Origin of the sequence: Halomonas sp. LC1, assembly GCF_030247125.1 — a bacterium.
Taxonomy (GTDB): domain Bacteria; phylum Pseudomonadota; class Gammaproteobacteria; order Pseudomonadales; family Halomonadaceae; genus Vreelandella.
Genome location: NZ_JASSPG010000004.1, coordinates 250,490 through 265,035 on the forward strand (window position 1 = coordinate 250,490; position 14,546 = coordinate 265,035).

The 14,546-nt window shown below is 52.2% G+C and carries 12 protein-coding genes; all 12 read right to left on the bottom strand.

Annotated features, from left to right (window positions below):
- Nucleotides 1-51: 51 nt before the first annotated feature.
- The 12 genes from wecC to QIT27_RS08680 all read right to left on the bottom strand — a co-directional run bounded on the left by wecC (nucleotide 52) and on the right by QIT27_RS08680 (nucleotide 14,511).
- The gene (gene wecC, locus QIT27_RS08625; RefSeq protein ID WP_074210392.1) at nucleotides 52-1,332 is read right to left on the bottom strand and encodes a UDP-N-acetyl-D-mannosamine dehydrogenase; all 1,281 of its coding nucleotides are present in this window, start codon (nucleotides 1,330-1,332) and stop codon (nucleotides 52-54) included.
- A gap of 81 nt (nucleotides 1,333-1,413) precedes the next feature.
- A complete protein-coding gene (gene wecB, locus QIT27_RS08630; RefSeq protein WP_285263493.1) occupies nucleotides 1,414-2,538 on the bottom strand; it encodes a non-hydrolyzing UDP-N-acetylglucosamine 2-epimerase in 1,125 nt (374 codons plus the stop codon).
- Between the two features lie 20 nt (nucleotides 2,539-2,558).
- Entirely contained in the window at nucleotides 2,559-2,858 is a 300-nt protein-coding gene (locus QIT27_RS08635; RefSeq protein ID WP_285263494.1) for a hypothetical protein, read from the bottom strand.
- The gene (locus QIT27_RS08640) at nucleotides 2,855-3,925 is read right to left on the bottom strand and encodes a Rossmann-fold NAD(P)-binding domain-containing protein (RefSeq protein ID WP_285263495.1); all 1,071 of its coding nucleotides are present in this window, start codon (nucleotides 3,923-3,925) and stop codon (nucleotides 2,855-2,857) included. The genes QIT27_RS08635 and QIT27_RS08640 overlap by 4 nt, the downstream gene beginning before the upstream one ends.
- A 48-nt stretch (nucleotides 3,926-3,973) precedes the next feature.
- On the bottom strand, nucleotides 3,974-5,374 hold the full coding sequence (locus QIT27_RS08645) for a DUF8374 domain-containing protein (protein WP_285263496.1): 1,401 nt from the start codon (nucleotides 5,372-5,374) through the stop codon (nucleotides 3,974-3,976).
- Between the two features lie 29 nt (nucleotides 5,375-5,403).
- The gene (locus QIT27_RS08650) at nucleotides 5,404-6,567 is read right to left on the bottom strand and encodes an ABC transporter ATP-binding protein (RefSeq protein ID WP_285263497.1); all 1,164 of its coding nucleotides are present in this window, start codon (nucleotides 6,565-6,567) and stop codon (nucleotides 5,404-5,406) included.
- A 151-nt stretch (nucleotides 6,568-6,718) separates the two neighbouring features.
- The gene (locus tag QIT27_RS08655; RefSeq protein ID WP_285263498.1) at nucleotides 6,719-8,146 is read right to left on the bottom strand and encodes an MBL fold metallo-hydrolase RNA specificity domain-containing protein; all 1,428 of its coding nucleotides are present in this window, start codon (nucleotides 8,144-8,146) and stop codon (nucleotides 6,719-6,721) included.
- Between the two features lie 522 nt (nucleotides 8,147-8,668).
- Nucleotides 8,669-9,766 carry a KpsE/RkpR family capsule polysaccharide export protein gene (locus tag QIT27_RS08660; RefSeq protein ID WP_285263499.1) on the bottom strand — a complete coding sequence of 366 codons (1,098 nt, stop codon included), beginning with the start codon at nucleotides 9,764-9,766 and terminating at the stop codon, nucleotides 8,669-8,671.
- A 3-nt stretch (nucleotides 9,767-9,769) separates the two neighbouring features.
- Complete coding sequence (locus tag QIT27_RS08665; protein WP_285263500.1) at nucleotides 9,770-10,579, bottom strand: ABC transporter permease; 810 nt, start codon at nucleotides 10,577-10,579, stop codon at nucleotides 9,770-9,772.
- Between the two features lie 230 nt (nucleotides 10,580-10,809).
- Entirely contained in the window at nucleotides 10,810-12,540 is a 1,731-nt protein-coding gene (locus QIT27_RS08670; RefSeq protein ID WP_285263501.1) for a polysaccharide biosynthesis/export family protein, read from the bottom strand.
- Complete coding sequence (locus QIT27_RS08675) at nucleotides 12,540-12,998, bottom strand: RT0821/Lpp0805 family surface protein (protein WP_285263502.1); 459 nt, start codon at nucleotides 12,996-12,998, stop codon at nucleotides 12,540-12,542. Before QIT27_RS08675 ends, QIT27_RS08670 begins: the two co-directional genes overlap by 1 nt.
- A 253-nt stretch (nucleotides 12,999-13,251) precedes the next feature.
- Complete coding sequence (locus QIT27_RS08680; protein WP_285263503.1) at nucleotides 13,252-14,511, bottom strand: O-antigen ligase family protein; 1,260 nt, start codon at nucleotides 14,509-14,511, stop codon at nucleotides 13,252-13,254.
- Nucleotides 14,512-14,546 lie beyond the last annotated feature (35 nt).

A 14,546-nucleotide genomic window follows, 5' to 3' on the forward strand; every position in this document is an offset into this window, starting at 1 on the left:
AACGCCTTGCCTTATCACTCACCTGGTTTAGCGACAGTTATGGGTGGATATTTAGCCTAGTAGGCCCACAGCGTCGATGACTGTTTCCTTACCGCTCACGGCCTTCTTATGAACAATAAACGGCTTGTGCTTCACTAACACACAGACCACATCGGCTTGTGCCATGGCTTCATCAAAGGTCGCCAATGTTACGTTATCGCCTTCCAAGCCTTTGGGCAGTGTTTCAATATTGGGTTCCACCACTTGCAGTTTGCAGCCCAACTTGCCAATTTCTTTGGCAATACCCAGGGCGGGGCTTTCACGCAGGTCATCAATATCCGGTTTAAAGGCAACCCCCAAGCAAGCTACCGTTAAATCGCTTCGCTTGGCATCCGGGTGCTGCTGGTGGTAGTACTCCAGCGCTTCTTTCACACGGCCTAGCACCCACTGCGGTTTGGCATCGTTCACTTCGCGCGCTGCGCGAATGATTTTGGCCTGTTCTGGGCAAGCATCTACGATAAACCAAGGGTCTACAGCGATACAGTGACCGCCTACCCCCGCACCGGGGGTCAAGATATTTACTCGTGGGTGACGGTTTGCTAAAGCAATCAGTTCCCACACGTTGATATCTAGCTCGTGGCAGATGGTGGAAAGCTCATTCGCGAAAGCAATATTGACATCGCGGAAGCTATTTTCGGTTAGCTTGGCCATCTCGGCAGTGCGAGCAGTGGTAGCAACACACTCACCTTCCACCACGATTTGATAGAGCGCGCAGGCCGCTTCAGCACATTTCGGGGTCATACCACCAATAACGCGGTCGTTCTCAACCAGCTCGCGAATGACATGGCCCGGTAATACACGCTCGGGGCAGTGAGCAATACGAATATCGGATGCTTCACCGTGGGTTTGCGGGAACGTGAGATCTGGCCGTGCTTCTGCCAGCCACTCTGCCATCTGCTCGGTGGCACCTACGGGGCTAGTGGATTCTAGAACCACCAAGTTGCCTGGCTGCAATACCGCTGCCACGGATTTGGCTGCTGCTTCTATATAACTCAAATCTGCTTTATGGTTCTGGCCGTTTTCATCTGTATGGAACGGTGTGGGTACGGCTACCAAAAAGGCATCAGCGGGTTCAGGGGTGGTGGTTGCTCGTAGGTAGCCCTGTTTCACCGCAGCGTTCACTACAATATCCAGCTCAGGCTCTACAATATGAATGTCGCCCTTGTTAATGGTATCTACGGCGTGCTGGTTGACATCAACACCAATCACTTTCTTCTTCCGTGAAGCAAATACCGCTGCAGTCGGCAGACCAATGTAGCCCAGGCCAATCATAGAGATAGTTTCAAATTTCATGTGTTTATCCGTGAGTAGTGGATGTTGAATATTAAATGGTGAGTCGTGAATAGTTAGTGACGAGTATTTGATACTCGCCTATTACTGTTTCCACTCACTTAAAACGTTGCGAATACGTTCGCAGGCGGTGCCATCGCCGTAGGGGTTATGGGCATAACTCATGGCGTTGTAGGCTGCCTCATCTGTTAGCAGACGGGTCAGTTCCTCAGTGATGGTAGAAGCATTGGTGCCCACCAGCTTTACGGTACCAGCGGAAACAGCTTCTGGGCGTTCGGTGGTATCGCGCATTACCAACACGGGCTTACCTAAAGATGGCGCCTCTTCTTGAATACCACCGGAATCCGTCAGAATGATGTGGGCGCGATTCATCAAGTAGACGAACGGTAGGTAGTCTTGAGGTTCGATAAGGTGGACGTTATCAATACCTGCCAATAACCGATTCACTGGCTCGCGTACATTCGGGTTTAAGTGAACCGGGTAGAGAATCTGCGTATCGGGGTGTGCTTTGGCGGTATCTACCAGTGCTTGGCAAATACGCTCAAAACCGCCGCCAAAGCTTTCGCGGCGGTGGCCAGTGACCAGTATTAAGCGCTTGTCTGCCTGCAACATGGGAAAGCGTGCGGCCTGCTCTTGCGCCAATGCCTGGTTCGTATCCAGCTTGTGGGCAACATCCAACAGTGCGTCGATCACTGTATTGCCTGTTACGTGAATATCCGCTGGTGCGATGCCTTCGTTCAACAGGTTTTGTTGAGAGGTTTCGGTGGGTGCAAAGTGCAATTTTGCCAATGCCCCAGTGAGTTTACGGTTGCCCTCTTCCGGCCAAGGCGAGTATAGGTTACCGGTACGCAGACCTGCTTCTACGTGACCAACAGGAATTTGCTGGTAGTAAGCCGCTAGGGTGGTGGCAAAGGTGGTCGCGGTGTCGCCATGAACCAGCACGATATCAGGCTTAAACTCTTCAAAAACGCCCTTGAGACCTTGCAGAATCCCACAGGTGACATCGTTTAGGTCTTGGCCCGGTTTCATGATATTCAGGTCAAAATCGGGTACTAGCTCGAATAGAGATAACACCTGATCCAGCATTTCTCGGTGCTGTGCCGTCACGCATACTTTAGCGTTAAAACGCTCATCGGCGGCTAATTGAAGTGCCAGCGGTGCCATTTTAATCGCTTCGGGGCGGGTGCCAAATACGGTCAATACTTTCATTCTGTTACCTTAGCTGTTAATCAACGCTCTAATCGTTGGTACTCAAGTTCTTGGCAGCGCTGGTAATAGTGCTCAAGAAGTTGCTGAGTTTCCTGTAGCTGACTCTGGGTTTGTTCCACTTGACCTGCCGTAGTCTCAGGCATTGTGGTTAGCCCTTTTGAACCGCTGCCAGCGTATTTATCACACAGATAGAGATTGGCTTTAAATAAATGTGCGCCGTACTGTTTGGCAGCTTTTTGGTAAAGCACTTTGGCGGCGGCGTAATTCCCTTGCCGAAATGCTTGCATGGCCTGCTTGACCATAAGAGGCTGTGCGCTCATAGGTTATCCTTTTCCTCATTTTCGGTCTGCACATTGGAAGGTTGAAGCATTTGTGTAATATGTTTTCCTAATGCATTTGTTGACTGTTGACGCTGCTCGCTTTGAATCGTAAACCCTTGCGTCATTTTCTGGGACAATTGATCGACTGACTCTCTTAGCAATTTTATTTGCGCCATTTGCTGCCGCGCTTGAGACAGCTCTTCTTTAGTTGATTTTAATTCGTCTTCCATAACAGCCAGTTGCTTTTCGCACTCTAACGCCTGCTTCTTACGGCTCATGAACAAATCATAAGTATTTTCAAGCTTCTCTTTTACCTGTTCAAACTCCGCTTTTACCTGAGCAAGCTCCACTTTATCGGCAGAGGATTCAATACTGAGTCCCTTAACACACAGCCAGCGTTCAATACTTGGATGACGCTCACTCTCACGGCTAATTATGCGAAAACCAGCTTGCTTCAATGCAGGTTCCCATTCAGCTGCAGTTATAGCTTTGGGTACTGATTCTTCAGTACTTACACGCAACCTAAGTACGTCTACTTTATCAAACTCAGCGACCTGATTAGTTAACAAGCTTGCTTCACAAAAATAGTTAATAAAGAGCCACTGCCCTGAGCTTCGCCAGTGTGTACTTGCCCACTCAGTCAAACTGACAGGTTCACATGGCTGGCTCTCTTTTTCTGTGATGTTCGGCCATAGAGGGGTAAGTGTTATAGGTGCCAGCAAGCCGCTTTCGGTGGAGTTGCTGGCTAAATAAAACGTATCAGCTTTATCCACCCCAGCATCTATCACCACATTGTGCAACTTCCATTCCGGCTGCGCTGCCTGCCATTTAGCGCTTAGTTGGTTAAATAGCTGCTGGCTAGCCTCTACCAAGCTCACGTTTTCTATAGCGTGCTCAGCTGCCCAGGTGAGTACTTCGCTATAGCCATTGCCTACCCCTAACAGCGTTAATTGTGACAAAGGCTTTATGCTGTGGAGGGCACTTAACCATTGCACCAGCATCAGCGTATGTGGGCCAAGCGCGGGTTGTGAAAAGTTGGTTTGAAAGGAATGAGGCGCATCCGTCATAGAGTGCTCGCTAAGGTATTGGTGTTATTGGCAAAATGGCATAGATGGTTAACGCTGACGTTCTTTACGGAAGGCCTTAGTTTCTTGGTTTAACGCCATCGGCAGCTTTAACCACCCCATAGGGGAACCTGCATTATCCATAATCACTTGTCCCAAGCGATAAGAAAGGTGCCGCTTCACCTGTTCTGCTTTGTGAGCATCTGCATACTGAGAAATAGGTGGCAACTTTTCGCTTTTGTGGGCCTTCAGATCTTTCTGATAAGCAGCATATTCGCGCTTTAGCGTCAGTGGTAGACAGACAAAGTCTTTAACACTGTGGCTATTCACTACCACTGCGCCTAACCGATAGGTGAGTTGGCGCTTGATACGCTGATCGGCACCGTAATAAGGTCCACTTTCTGAAATAGCTGCGGCTTTTTTTCCACCTTGACTGTACAGCTTTTCTAACTCTTCTTGAACTACATGCAACTGCTCTAGCAGCATGCTGTTTTCTTGCTGTAGCTCAGTAGTATCGACAGCAGCAACGGCTGGAGTAGGAGATGTTTTTTTCAATTCCTCGTTTTCGCGCTTTAAAGCAGTGTTCTTAGCGCTTTCTTTTTCCAGTGTCTGCTTCAATTTCGTTAGCGTATTCAGCAAAGCAGCTCGCTGTTGCTTAAAGTGTTGCCAAGCATCCCCACTTGCAACTTCACCGTTAATTTCACTTGGCTGAGTCGCACTCGCCTGTAACTCTTCAAATAGGGAGAGTGCTGGATGCTTTTCAACCACCTGCTCGCTTAGGAAGCGTGCTAGAGGCTTTGCTTCTAAGTATGCAATCTCCGTCTCTTCCAGAGAGTCAAGCAAAGCCGTTAATGAGCTGATTTCAGTGGTTGTCGCTACGCCTTCTGCTGGTTTAGCTGAAAGCCCAGGTAACGCTTTGAGTACCTCTTGAGGATGGCTAAGGAATTGCTGAGTATTAATCAGAAAGCTGCGCTCTGGATAGCGTAAGTAAAAAGCTAACAAGGCTCCATGGTAGGCTGCCCAGTTATTGAGAACTTCAGTCGCTGATATGCTCTCTTTGCGATCTAATGCATTTTGCAATGCAATGATAGGGTGCTGGTACACCAACAGAAAAGCTGTTTGATCATCTACCTCATGCCACATATTAAGTAAGGGAAGTGTATTAGATGAGGCCCAGCCCCATACGCTCTTCTGATCTATATTGCCAAGAAGCAAATCAAGAGCCAGCCCTTGCCATGTTTGACTGGGGGTTAATTGATTTAACTCAGCCTCAGTTTGCGCCTGTTCAACGCTAATGGCATTTAGAGCTTTAAGAAGCGTGGATTGTATGTCATGAATGCTCATGCCCTCTTTTCTAGAAGGAACTGCCTCTGCCATACCATATTGCTTTAGCAGTGACTCCACTTCCATGTAACCCGAGGATGGATGGCCGACAATCGCAATTCTGTTCACTTAAACCTTCCGTCAATTAAATGTTTATCTTAATCAAAGCCATCAAGAGCTTCCAGCTTAGCTTTTACTTTAACCTTATCATCATATGCCATTTCAATAGCTTTATAAACTACAGCTTTTTCTTCGTCACTTAAGCTATCGCCCTTCTTCTCAATAACTTGAGTATAAAATTTAACTTTATGCTCAGCTTGCCGAAGGTCACCTTCCAGTTTCTGCAGAGCTCCTTCGGGGGTTTTATACAGAAGCTCTGAATAGCGATTTAGCTTCTCTAATTCCTCATTGTACAAAGCAGCTATAAAGTTAATTTCAGCCACAGGCCACGACTCGCTTTTAGCAACTCTTAAGAGCTGCCCAATGCCAGAAAAGCTATTTTTAACGTACTTTAAAGACCTTCTTACTTCTTTTACAGGAAGAGTCTCATAATCGAAGCCATTATCGCCGACTCCTTCATCAACCCTTGAAAGAAGATCATTATCATTTTTTTCTAAATCAACATCTTTATGGTATGCCGCGATTGCATCTTCTATATCATCATACCAATAGGCACTACCTTCCTTGATATAAACACCTACTTTACACAAATCACGCAATATTCCTTCCCCATGAGACACCATAATCAAGGACGCTTGACCAATTTTATTTTTAAATAACTTTTGCGCTTTAGCCTTGAAAACTCTGTCACCTACTGCTGTTGCCTCGTCCGATATATAAACATCAAAATCAAAAGAGAGTGACAATCCAAATGAAAGACGTGACCTCATACCGGATGAGTAAGTACGTACAGGTTCATCGAAAGCTTCACCGATTTCCGCAAAGTCCTGAACGAACTCAATCACACGTTTGACTTCTTTGGGGCCACAGCCTTGAGCACGTGCAACGAATTTGACGTTTTGGCGGCCAGTCATGTTGTTTTGCATGCCGCCGGCTAACCCTACTGGCCACGAAACGCGGCTGTGGCGTATTACCTCGCCCTTATCAGGAGTGTCCATACCTGCAATAAGGCGCAGCAGTGTTGATTTACCGGCACCGTTGCGGCCAATCAGGCCTACACTCACCCCGGTAGGTATGGTGAGGTTGATGTCTTTGAGCACCCAGTCGCTACCGTGGTGGTTGTGGTAGCGCTTGTAGAGGTTCTTTATCTCGATCATTTGGTATTTGGTTGCCGATGGTGTTCTGTGGTGGCGTTTTAGCATTTAGTGGCGTGTTCGGGGCGGCTATCGCCGCCTCCGCAGGTGCCTCTTTCGCTCGTTACTCTCGCTCTTTCGTTACGCCGCGCTACGGGGTGGTTGCCGCCATTTGAGGTGTTGCCACGATTGATGGTTATGTCGCGAAACGGGGCTGGTGCTACTCACCATTCACTACTTTCACCACCTTTCCTTTACGGGTGTACATCGCTTCCAGCTCACATTTGAGCGCGCTGCGCGCGGTTTGTTCGCCGTGTACTAAATGGATGGTATGGGGCCAGCGGCGCATGCGTTTGACGAAGTTGAGCAGCCCTTTTTGGTCGGCGTGGGCGGAGTAGCCGCTGATGGAGGTAACGCCTGCTTTGATATCAATTCGCTGGCCGTCTATTTCTACCCAACCGCCTTGGGGGCCGTACTGCTGTATGGCGCGGCCTGGGGTGCCTGCGCCTTGGTAGCCTACGAATAGTACTTGGTGACGCTCATCGCCTAGCATGGCTTTTAGGTAGTTCATGATGCGCCCACCTGCACACATGCCGCTGGCGGCGATCACCAGGGCGGGGCGGCCTGTGTTGGCTAAATACGCTACCGTTTGCTCGTGGGCTTCGTGGCTTTCTACGGTGTAGAGGTTATCGAAGTTGAGCGGGTGGCGGCCGCTGCGTAGGCGGCGTTGGGCTTCTTTGTCCCAGTAGGGTTTTAGCTGGCGGTATACCTGGGTGAAGCGGGCGGCGAGCGGTGAATCGACAATGATTTCTAGCGCTTGCCACTGGCTTTTGGGTAAGCCGCGTTTGGCGTTGCGCTCGGCTTCATAAATGATGCCTTCCAGCTCGTAGAGTAGCTCTTGGGTGCGGCCTATGCTGAAGGCGGGCACCATAACCGTGCCGCCGTTAGTGAGTGCTTGCTCGATGGCATGTTTCAGTGTGGCGCGGCGCTGGCGGCGGTCGGGGTGTTGTTGGTCGCCGTAGGTGCTTTCGAGTATTAGCTGTTCACAGCCGTAGGGGGATTTAGGTGCGGGGAGTAGCGGTGCGTAGGGGGCGCCTAAATCGCCGCTGAATATCACCCGTTCCTTTTCACCATTGGGGTACTGGTGGGCGACTTCTATGTAGCTGGAACCCAGAATGTGCCCCGCCCGCTTGAGCTTTACCCGTGTGGTGATGCTGCCTTGTTCGGTTTTTTCTACCACGGTGTGCCATTTGCCGTAGGGCACGCTGACGATTTGGCTTTCTAGCTGTTGCTGGAAACGCTCGATGAGTTGCGCGTTGCGGGTGAAGCCGATTTTTAGGGCGTCTTCAATCACCAGGGGCAACAGTTTGGCCGAGGGAATGGAGCAGATGATTGGCCCTTTGAACCCGGCTGCCAGTAGGTAAGGCAAGCGGCCTACGTGGTCAATGTGTACGTGGGTGATGACCAACGCTTTGACGGTGCTGATATCGAATTCGATTTGTAGCTGCTTAAAGGCGTCGTCTTCTGTTGCGTCTTCGCCTTGGAATAGCCCGCAGTCGATCAGCAGTGAGTGTTCGCTATCAAGGGTGAGCTGGTGGCAGCTTCCAGTGACGCCTTTGGCTCCGCCGTGGTGGGTGATATTAAGCATTGAATTCCTTTTCGTGCTTTCTCTTAGCGGTATGGCATTTTGGCGTTTGGTGGCGTGATCGGGGCGGCTAGCGCCGCCCTTCGCGGGTGCCTCTTTCGCTCGCTGCTCTCGCTCTTTCGTTACGCCGCGCTACGGGGTTCCTGCTGCGCTTCTATGTGCTAGGTATTCGTAGTGCGGCGTAAGCGGAGCGCACTCGCGAAGCATCCCGCTTGGGGTGCCGAATATGCCAACGAGGTTTGATGAATCACCGTGGCTCAATCGGGGCGGCTAGCGCCGCCCTCCGCGGGTGCCTCTTTCGCTCGTTGCTCTCGCTCTTTCGTTACGCCGCGCTACGGGGTTTCTGCCGCGCTTTTAAGTATGCTATTTATTCGTAGCGCGGTGTAAGCGGAGCGCACCCGCGAAGCACCTCGCTAGGGGTGCCGAATATGCCAACGAGGTTTGATGAATCACCGTGGCTCAATCGGGGCGGCATCATTCGCCATTCGCCATTCGCCATTCGCCATTCGCCATTCGCCAGCCATCTTAATCGCGGTGGTCTTTGACGATCATGATGAGCATGCTGAGGATGAACGCTAGGAAGATGGTGATGATGGCGAAGACGCTGCTGTTGTAGAGGCGGTTGGGCTCTGTTGGGTATTCCGGCATGAGCGGGCTTTGTAGCACGCTGACCTGCTTGAGCTGGCGGGCGGCTTCTAAGCGGGTGTTTTCAAGTGCGGCCAGGGCGCTGGAGTAGGTTTCCTGGGCGAACTGGGCTTGTAGCTCTAGGGTTTCGTACTCGGCAGAGACGCGGTTGAGCGAGTTGCCGGTGGCTTGGGCCAAGCGGTCACGCTGTTCTACGATTTGGTCGCGTAAGGCTTCAATGCTGCGCTCTACTTGGCGTAGCTCGGCCGATTGTGAGCTTTGGAAGCTGGCCAGGGCGTTGCGCTGGGCCTGCAAACGGGCTAAGTCGCCTTCTAGCGTTGCCACCACTTGGTTAATGCTTTCTACCGTGGCGGTGGGCGATACCAAGCCGTACTCATTTTGGAATGCAAGCAGTTCGGCGCGGGTTTCTTCAAAGCGCTCTTCTAAACGCACCATTTGCCGCTCTAAGAAGCGCACTTGCTCATCGGCTAAGCGGTGGCCCATTTCGTTCATGTGGTTTTCGCCGGCTTCTAGCAGCAGCGATGCCATATCGTGGGCGAATTCAGGAGTGTAGCCTTGCACACGGATATTCAGTACACCTGCATACTCATCTAGCTCTACCTCTACCCGACGCAGGTAGTATTCATGTAGGTCTTCGATGGGTACGTTAGGGTCGCGGAGCTTGGCAAAGAAATCACCATGCTCGCTGTAGTGTTGGCGAATGCCTAGCTGCTCGTCTAGCAGGCGAAGCATATCTACCGAGAGCAAGTGCTCACGCAGTAGCAGCAAATCGGCGGTATTGCCTGCCCCGCCCCCCATTAACGATGAAAGACTAAATTCTGGTGTGGCGACCTGGGGGCTTTCTAGAACTACGGTGGCACGAGAAACATAGCGTTCTTCAGCGATTAAAAACCAATAAAAACTTACCAACATAATGGCAATAAAGGCTAACGCCCAGTGCGGCGACTGCTTTATAAAACGGGTCAACGATACGTACATGGGTTATTTAGCCTTTAACCGATCAACAAAACGAAGGTGCATCATTAGCCCTAATGCATTTAGAGTTAACGTTACCAGCCAGAAATAGAGCATGCTAGTACCATGGATAGTTTTATAGTCTTCAAAAAAACCCAAGCGCAAAGTTTCTAAACCGTGAGGTATCGGATTGAGCATCAAATATTCCAAGAGCCAATGTGGGAGTTGATTAAGTGGAAATATAACGCCGGAGATAATTAGAAGTGGTAGTGACAACATACGAAGAACCCGTCCTACCTCAGGAACAAGAGTCGCTGCGACTGATGTTACTAATCCCAACCCAATGCCTAAACACCACAGCGACAGCCATGCCCCAACTGCGCTGATAGCATTATCTGGAAATATATCAATACTTAATAAAGAGCCACCCACAATAAAAATGATAAAAACAAACGCACGAATCATACCTTCTAGAAAATTTCTTACCAGCACTGGGTCTATTGGTTGAACTTGTCGATAAGTAAACAAAGAGCTATTTGCATCAATAGCTCCCATCCCTCTTAACATCCCCTCTCTTACCAAAAAAAAACCCATCATACCCACTATCATCCAAGGTATAAAATCTGCATTAGCAATTAGCCTTTCACTGTTAGCAAAACTTCTGATGCCAACCATTATGATAACAATGGCCACAGGTTCAAAAATCATCCAGAACCAGCCCATGCGATCACTCATGGTTCGGGAAATGGCTTCCCGCATAAACATGGCGTACCATACGCTGCGGGTGACTTGCCAAGAGGAGCGCGCCCCTTTCGGGGCGCTGTGTGTGTTATTCATGATGCCGTTTCTTTTGAAAAGAGCGTGATGAAATCAGTTGGATGGCGTTATCGCACTGGTCAGTGATATCGCATTTAGCGGCGGCGTTAGGGCGGCTGGCGCCGCCCTTCGGGCCAGGCCGCCGCTGCGGTGCCTCTTTCGCTCGTTGCTCTCGCTCAGTCGTTACGCCGCGCTACGAGATACAGCCTTCACTACTCACCACTTACTATTCACTATTTACCAACCACCAATCACAGATCCACTGCCACGCGGGTGGCTACAGCCACTTGGTAGAGGATTTGCGTGAGCGTGGCGGCTAGCTGCAAGTTGTGGGTGGGCGCTTCTGGCATCACGAGGATTTCATCACCTGCGCGTAGCGGGGTGTTGCGGGCGTTTTCCACCGCGCCGTTTTGGCGAACCAGCAGGATGTGGTCATCGTCGGCGCGCTGGGTAAAGCCACCTGCGCTTTCAATGTAGTCGATCACGCTCATGCCGGGGCGATACACCGCTGCTTGCGGTACCAGTACTTCCCCGCTGATCAGGATGGAATCGCTGATTTCAGGAATGGTGATCACATCGCCATCTTGCAGGCGAACATCGGCAATGCGGTCGTTGTAGGCCACTACCAACCGGCCGCTAGGCTCTAGCTCGCGGGCGCGCTGAACGAAGTTTTGGATCAGCTCGGCTTCTTGGGCACGCACCTGCGCTTCTTCGTTGGTGCTGGATTCTGCGCTTAGGTAGGTGGTTTCCAGGCGGCGCAGGCTGTCTTCCATCGATTGCTGTTGCTGCTGTTTCACACTTTCACGCTGTAACGAAATGCTTTCCACCGCGGTCATGTTTTCCGGCACGGGAATGGCATCCAGCAGTTCACTCAAGCGCGCATCGCGGGGTAACGCGAAGCGTGACGGACCGTAGTAGCTGCCCTCTACTTCGACCACGATGGTTTCACTGCGCTGGTCGGCGCTAAACGCCACTTCATCGCCGCTGCGAATGGTTTGAGCGAGAAATTCGTTCAGCGGGAAATACTGGGCCATGGGGCCATCGGAACGGTCGCCGCGCAGCAGTACGTGAGAGACGCCACTTCTTAAGCGGGCAAGCTCTACCAGTTCCGCACCGCTTAGCTGGTTGCCGATAAGCTCGTAGCGGTGTTCACGGTGAACATCGCCTACTACGGCAATGGCCGGGCCGCGTTCTTCTACCACAATGGTGTCGCCATCTTGGAACTGCGGGCGGGCAATGCTGCCGTTGATTAGAAAGTCGTAGAGATCCACCGTGGCGACGGTTTGGTCGTTGCGAATCACGCGGATTTGGCGATAGCTGCCCAGGTCTTGATCAATACCGCCTGCTTGGTCCAGGAAGTAGAGCACGGAGTCGTTGGGAGTGCCTGCGTAGCGGCCGGGGTTTTCCACGTAGCCGGTGACGAACACGGCCACGGGCTGCACGCCCTGTACGTTGGTGTATACCTGTACGTTTTCGGGGTACACCGAGGTAATCGCACCCCGCACGCGGCTATCGACCTGCTGGCTGTTTTGGCCTTCTACATTGAGCGGGCCTGAGCCGGGAATAAAGATATTGCCTTGGGCATCAACCGGCAGCACGCGATCAAACTCGAACGCGCCCCAGGCACGCACAGTGATCTGGTCGCCGGGTTTAACTTGGTAGTCGGCGTTTAGGCCATCGCCCATCGCCCCGCGAAAGCCGCCGGTAAACAGGTTGGCACCAAAGGGCGGCAACGCATCGGGATTTTGCTGGGGCTGGTTTGCTACCGGGCCATAGGTGCCGCTACGCCAATCGGCACGGGGGGTGTCGTTCACTTGCTCGACGGGCTGCTGGCTGGCTTGATCTTCCGGCAGAATGGTATTGGGCAGGCTAATGCTTTGTGCCCAGGTTGCGCTGCTGGCGGCGGTGCCCAACAAGGCTAAGGATAACACCGCTACCGGGCGCGTGAGAGAAAGCCGTTTCATTACGCGTTGTAAACTCATTAATAGCGCCCTTGAGAGGTCCCTTGAGACATAGAGGATGGCGTTGTCAACGACATCGCCCCTTGCTGGCTTTCTGGCAGCAGCATGCGCTGGTTCACCCAGCCGTTAGGCGTTGCACAGGTAAGCGCTGTACGAGCGGCACCGCTGCTCTGCTCGATGACGCGCAGCTTACGACACTCTCTACCGCTGGCGGCCAAATAGGGCGCATCTGCCACAATTTCGACGTTATCGCCCCAGGGGCTTTGCACCAGGTTAAGCACGGCACCGGCAGGCGCTTGGGCAAGAAAGCCGTTGAGGTTTTCATCTTGCAGCGGCTTGGCAGAGTCGTTGCCTAGCACGTACTGCACCTGCTGCTGGTTGCCGCTTGGGTACGTAGCGCAGCCGCTAACCACGGCAACGCTTAACGCTGCCAACAGCATGCGAGCTGGCCGCGCTATAAAAAATGGGGAGTTTGACATAGTGATTTCCAATAAAAAGGCACGCTACCGCCCAGGGATTGTAACGGGCGCATTCCCTTGCCCTACGCTGTGCGGATGAAATGTAATGAACCTGCGCTATTAAAAAGCACCCGGCATTGTAAGGGATTAACTGCTAAGGCTCTACGTTGACAAGGCTTGTACAGATAATTAATTCCATTTAGCCGTCAAGCAATCAACGGCTTACATAAAAAAATCGGCCCTCTGGCCGATTTTTCATCTATCGATAAAACGATTAGTTAATGGTATCCGCCGGTTGGGCCGAGTAAATTCCCCAAAGCACCGCCAGCATGAAGGCATACATCATCACGCCGCTGTTGTGCTCCAAGAACACTTGAGTCAAACCAAAGTCCATGAACGTCACGGGAAGCAGCACCCCGGCGGTGGCTACGGCTCGCGTGGCTAGGTGGTTAGCCTGCAAGTGGCGTGCAAAGAGACGCATGGGCACGATATAAAGCACCAGCAGCACGGCCAGCCCCATTACCCCCCGCTTGGCGAACGCATCGATGAACTCGTTATGGGCATGCCCATACTGGGCGGCTTCGGCGCTGATGCCCCCCGCCTCGCCGAAGTCGGCCATTGCTTGGGCGTAACCATTGCTCCCCCAGCCGGTGAGGGGTTTTTCTTGAATGAGCTGGGAAGCACCGCGCCACATTTCGAACCGTGAGCCTACCGAGGTCGAGCGGTTTTCGCCGGAAACGTACAGTGCCACATCGCTAAAGGCTTGATGAACACGCTCTTGCACACCGATTTGCGGTACGGCATACACCGTTACCCCACCCAACACGACAGCCGCTAACGCGGCCGCCTTCAGTTTGGTCGAAAGCTGGGTACCATAAGCCCGGTAGAGCACCAGTAGCACGATAGGAAACCCTACCCAACCGCCACGGCTACCTGAGAAAAGCGACCCCAACACACCGCCTGCCGCCCCCGCGAGTAGTAGCACTACCCAAACACCACGATGGCGCTGAATGACGGCCCATCCCAAGCCCGCCATGCACAACACGCCTAACAGCATGCTGAGATTGCCAAACTGGATGACATGGGTATGGCCCTGGGCGCGCCCAACGCCTTCGACGAGCTTTTGCCAGCCACCCCAAGCACCCGCACTGATGCCACCCAGCGCTATGCCACTCCACAAATAGGCGAGCTTGGGTGGGTACCGCAGCACCCATAGCAGGGCGGGAATGGCCAGGATGAAACGGCTGGGCTTATCGAACCCTCGGCTGCCTTGGCCATCCCACCAGGCCTCCAGCATGCTGACCAACGCGTAGGCCACCAGCGCGGCGATGACCCAAAAATCGTGCTTGGTCAGCGCTGGCAGGCGACGGTTGATAAGTAGCCCGCAACCAGCCAGAAATAGGATGACTGCACCGATGGAGTAGCCACTAGGAAGGATGAGACAGACGGCCGTCAGAAGAAAAACCGCCATACTCGAGAGCTGACTGGGCAGCTCGGCGGTTTTGTTCGTGGCAGCGTGGGAAGGGTACGTCATTGAAATGCGGATCCTGGCAACAGTGAAGCACGTTA

What these genes read in the sequence shown, in the direction of transcription:
- QIT27_RS08640 (WP_285263495.1), bottom strand. Translation starts at nt 3,925, where the DNA reads ATGACGGATGCGCCTCATTCCTTTCAAACCAACTTTTCACAACCCGCG.
- QIT27_RS08635 (WP_285263494.1), bottom strand. Translation starts at nt 2,858, where the DNA reads ATGAGCGCACAGCCTCTTATGGTCAAGCAGGCCATGCAAGCATTTCGG.
- wecC (WP_074210392.1), bottom strand. Translation starts at nt 1,332, where the DNA reads ATGAAATTTGAAACTATCTCTATGATTGGCCTGGGCTACATTGGTCTG.
- wecB (WP_285263493.1), bottom strand. Translation starts at nt 2,538, where the DNA reads ATGAAAGTATTGACCGTATTTGGCACCCGCCCCGAAGCGATTAAAATG.
- QIT27_RS08665 (WP_285263500.1), bottom strand. Translation starts at nt 10,579, where the DNA reads ATGAATAACACACACAGCGCCCCGAAAGGGGCGCGCTCCTCTTGGCAA.
- QIT27_RS08680 (WP_285263503.1), bottom strand. Translation starts at nt 14,511, where the DNA reads ATGACGTACCCTTCCCACGCTGCCACGAACAAAACCGCCGAGCTGCCC.
- QIT27_RS08655 (WP_285263498.1), bottom strand. Translation starts at nt 8,146, where the DNA reads ATGCTTAATATCACCCACCACGGCGGAGCCAAAGGCGTCACTGGAAGC.
- QIT27_RS08675 (WP_285263502.1), bottom strand. Translation starts at nt 12,998, where the DNA reads ATGTCAAACTCCCCATTTTTTATAGCGCGGCCAGCTCGCATGCTGTTG.
- QIT27_RS08650 (WP_285263497.1), bottom strand. Translation starts at nt 6,567, where the DNA reads ATGCTAAAACGCCACCACAGAACACCATCGGCAACCAAATACCAAATG.
- QIT27_RS08660 (WP_285263499.1), bottom strand. Translation starts at nt 9,766, where the DNA reads ATGTACGTATCGTTGACCCGTTTTATAAAGCAGTCGCCGCACTGGGCG.
- QIT27_RS08670 (WP_285263501.1), bottom strand. Translation starts at nt 12,540, where the DNA reads ATGAGTTTACAACGCGTAATGAAACGGCTTTCTCTCACGCGCCCGGTA.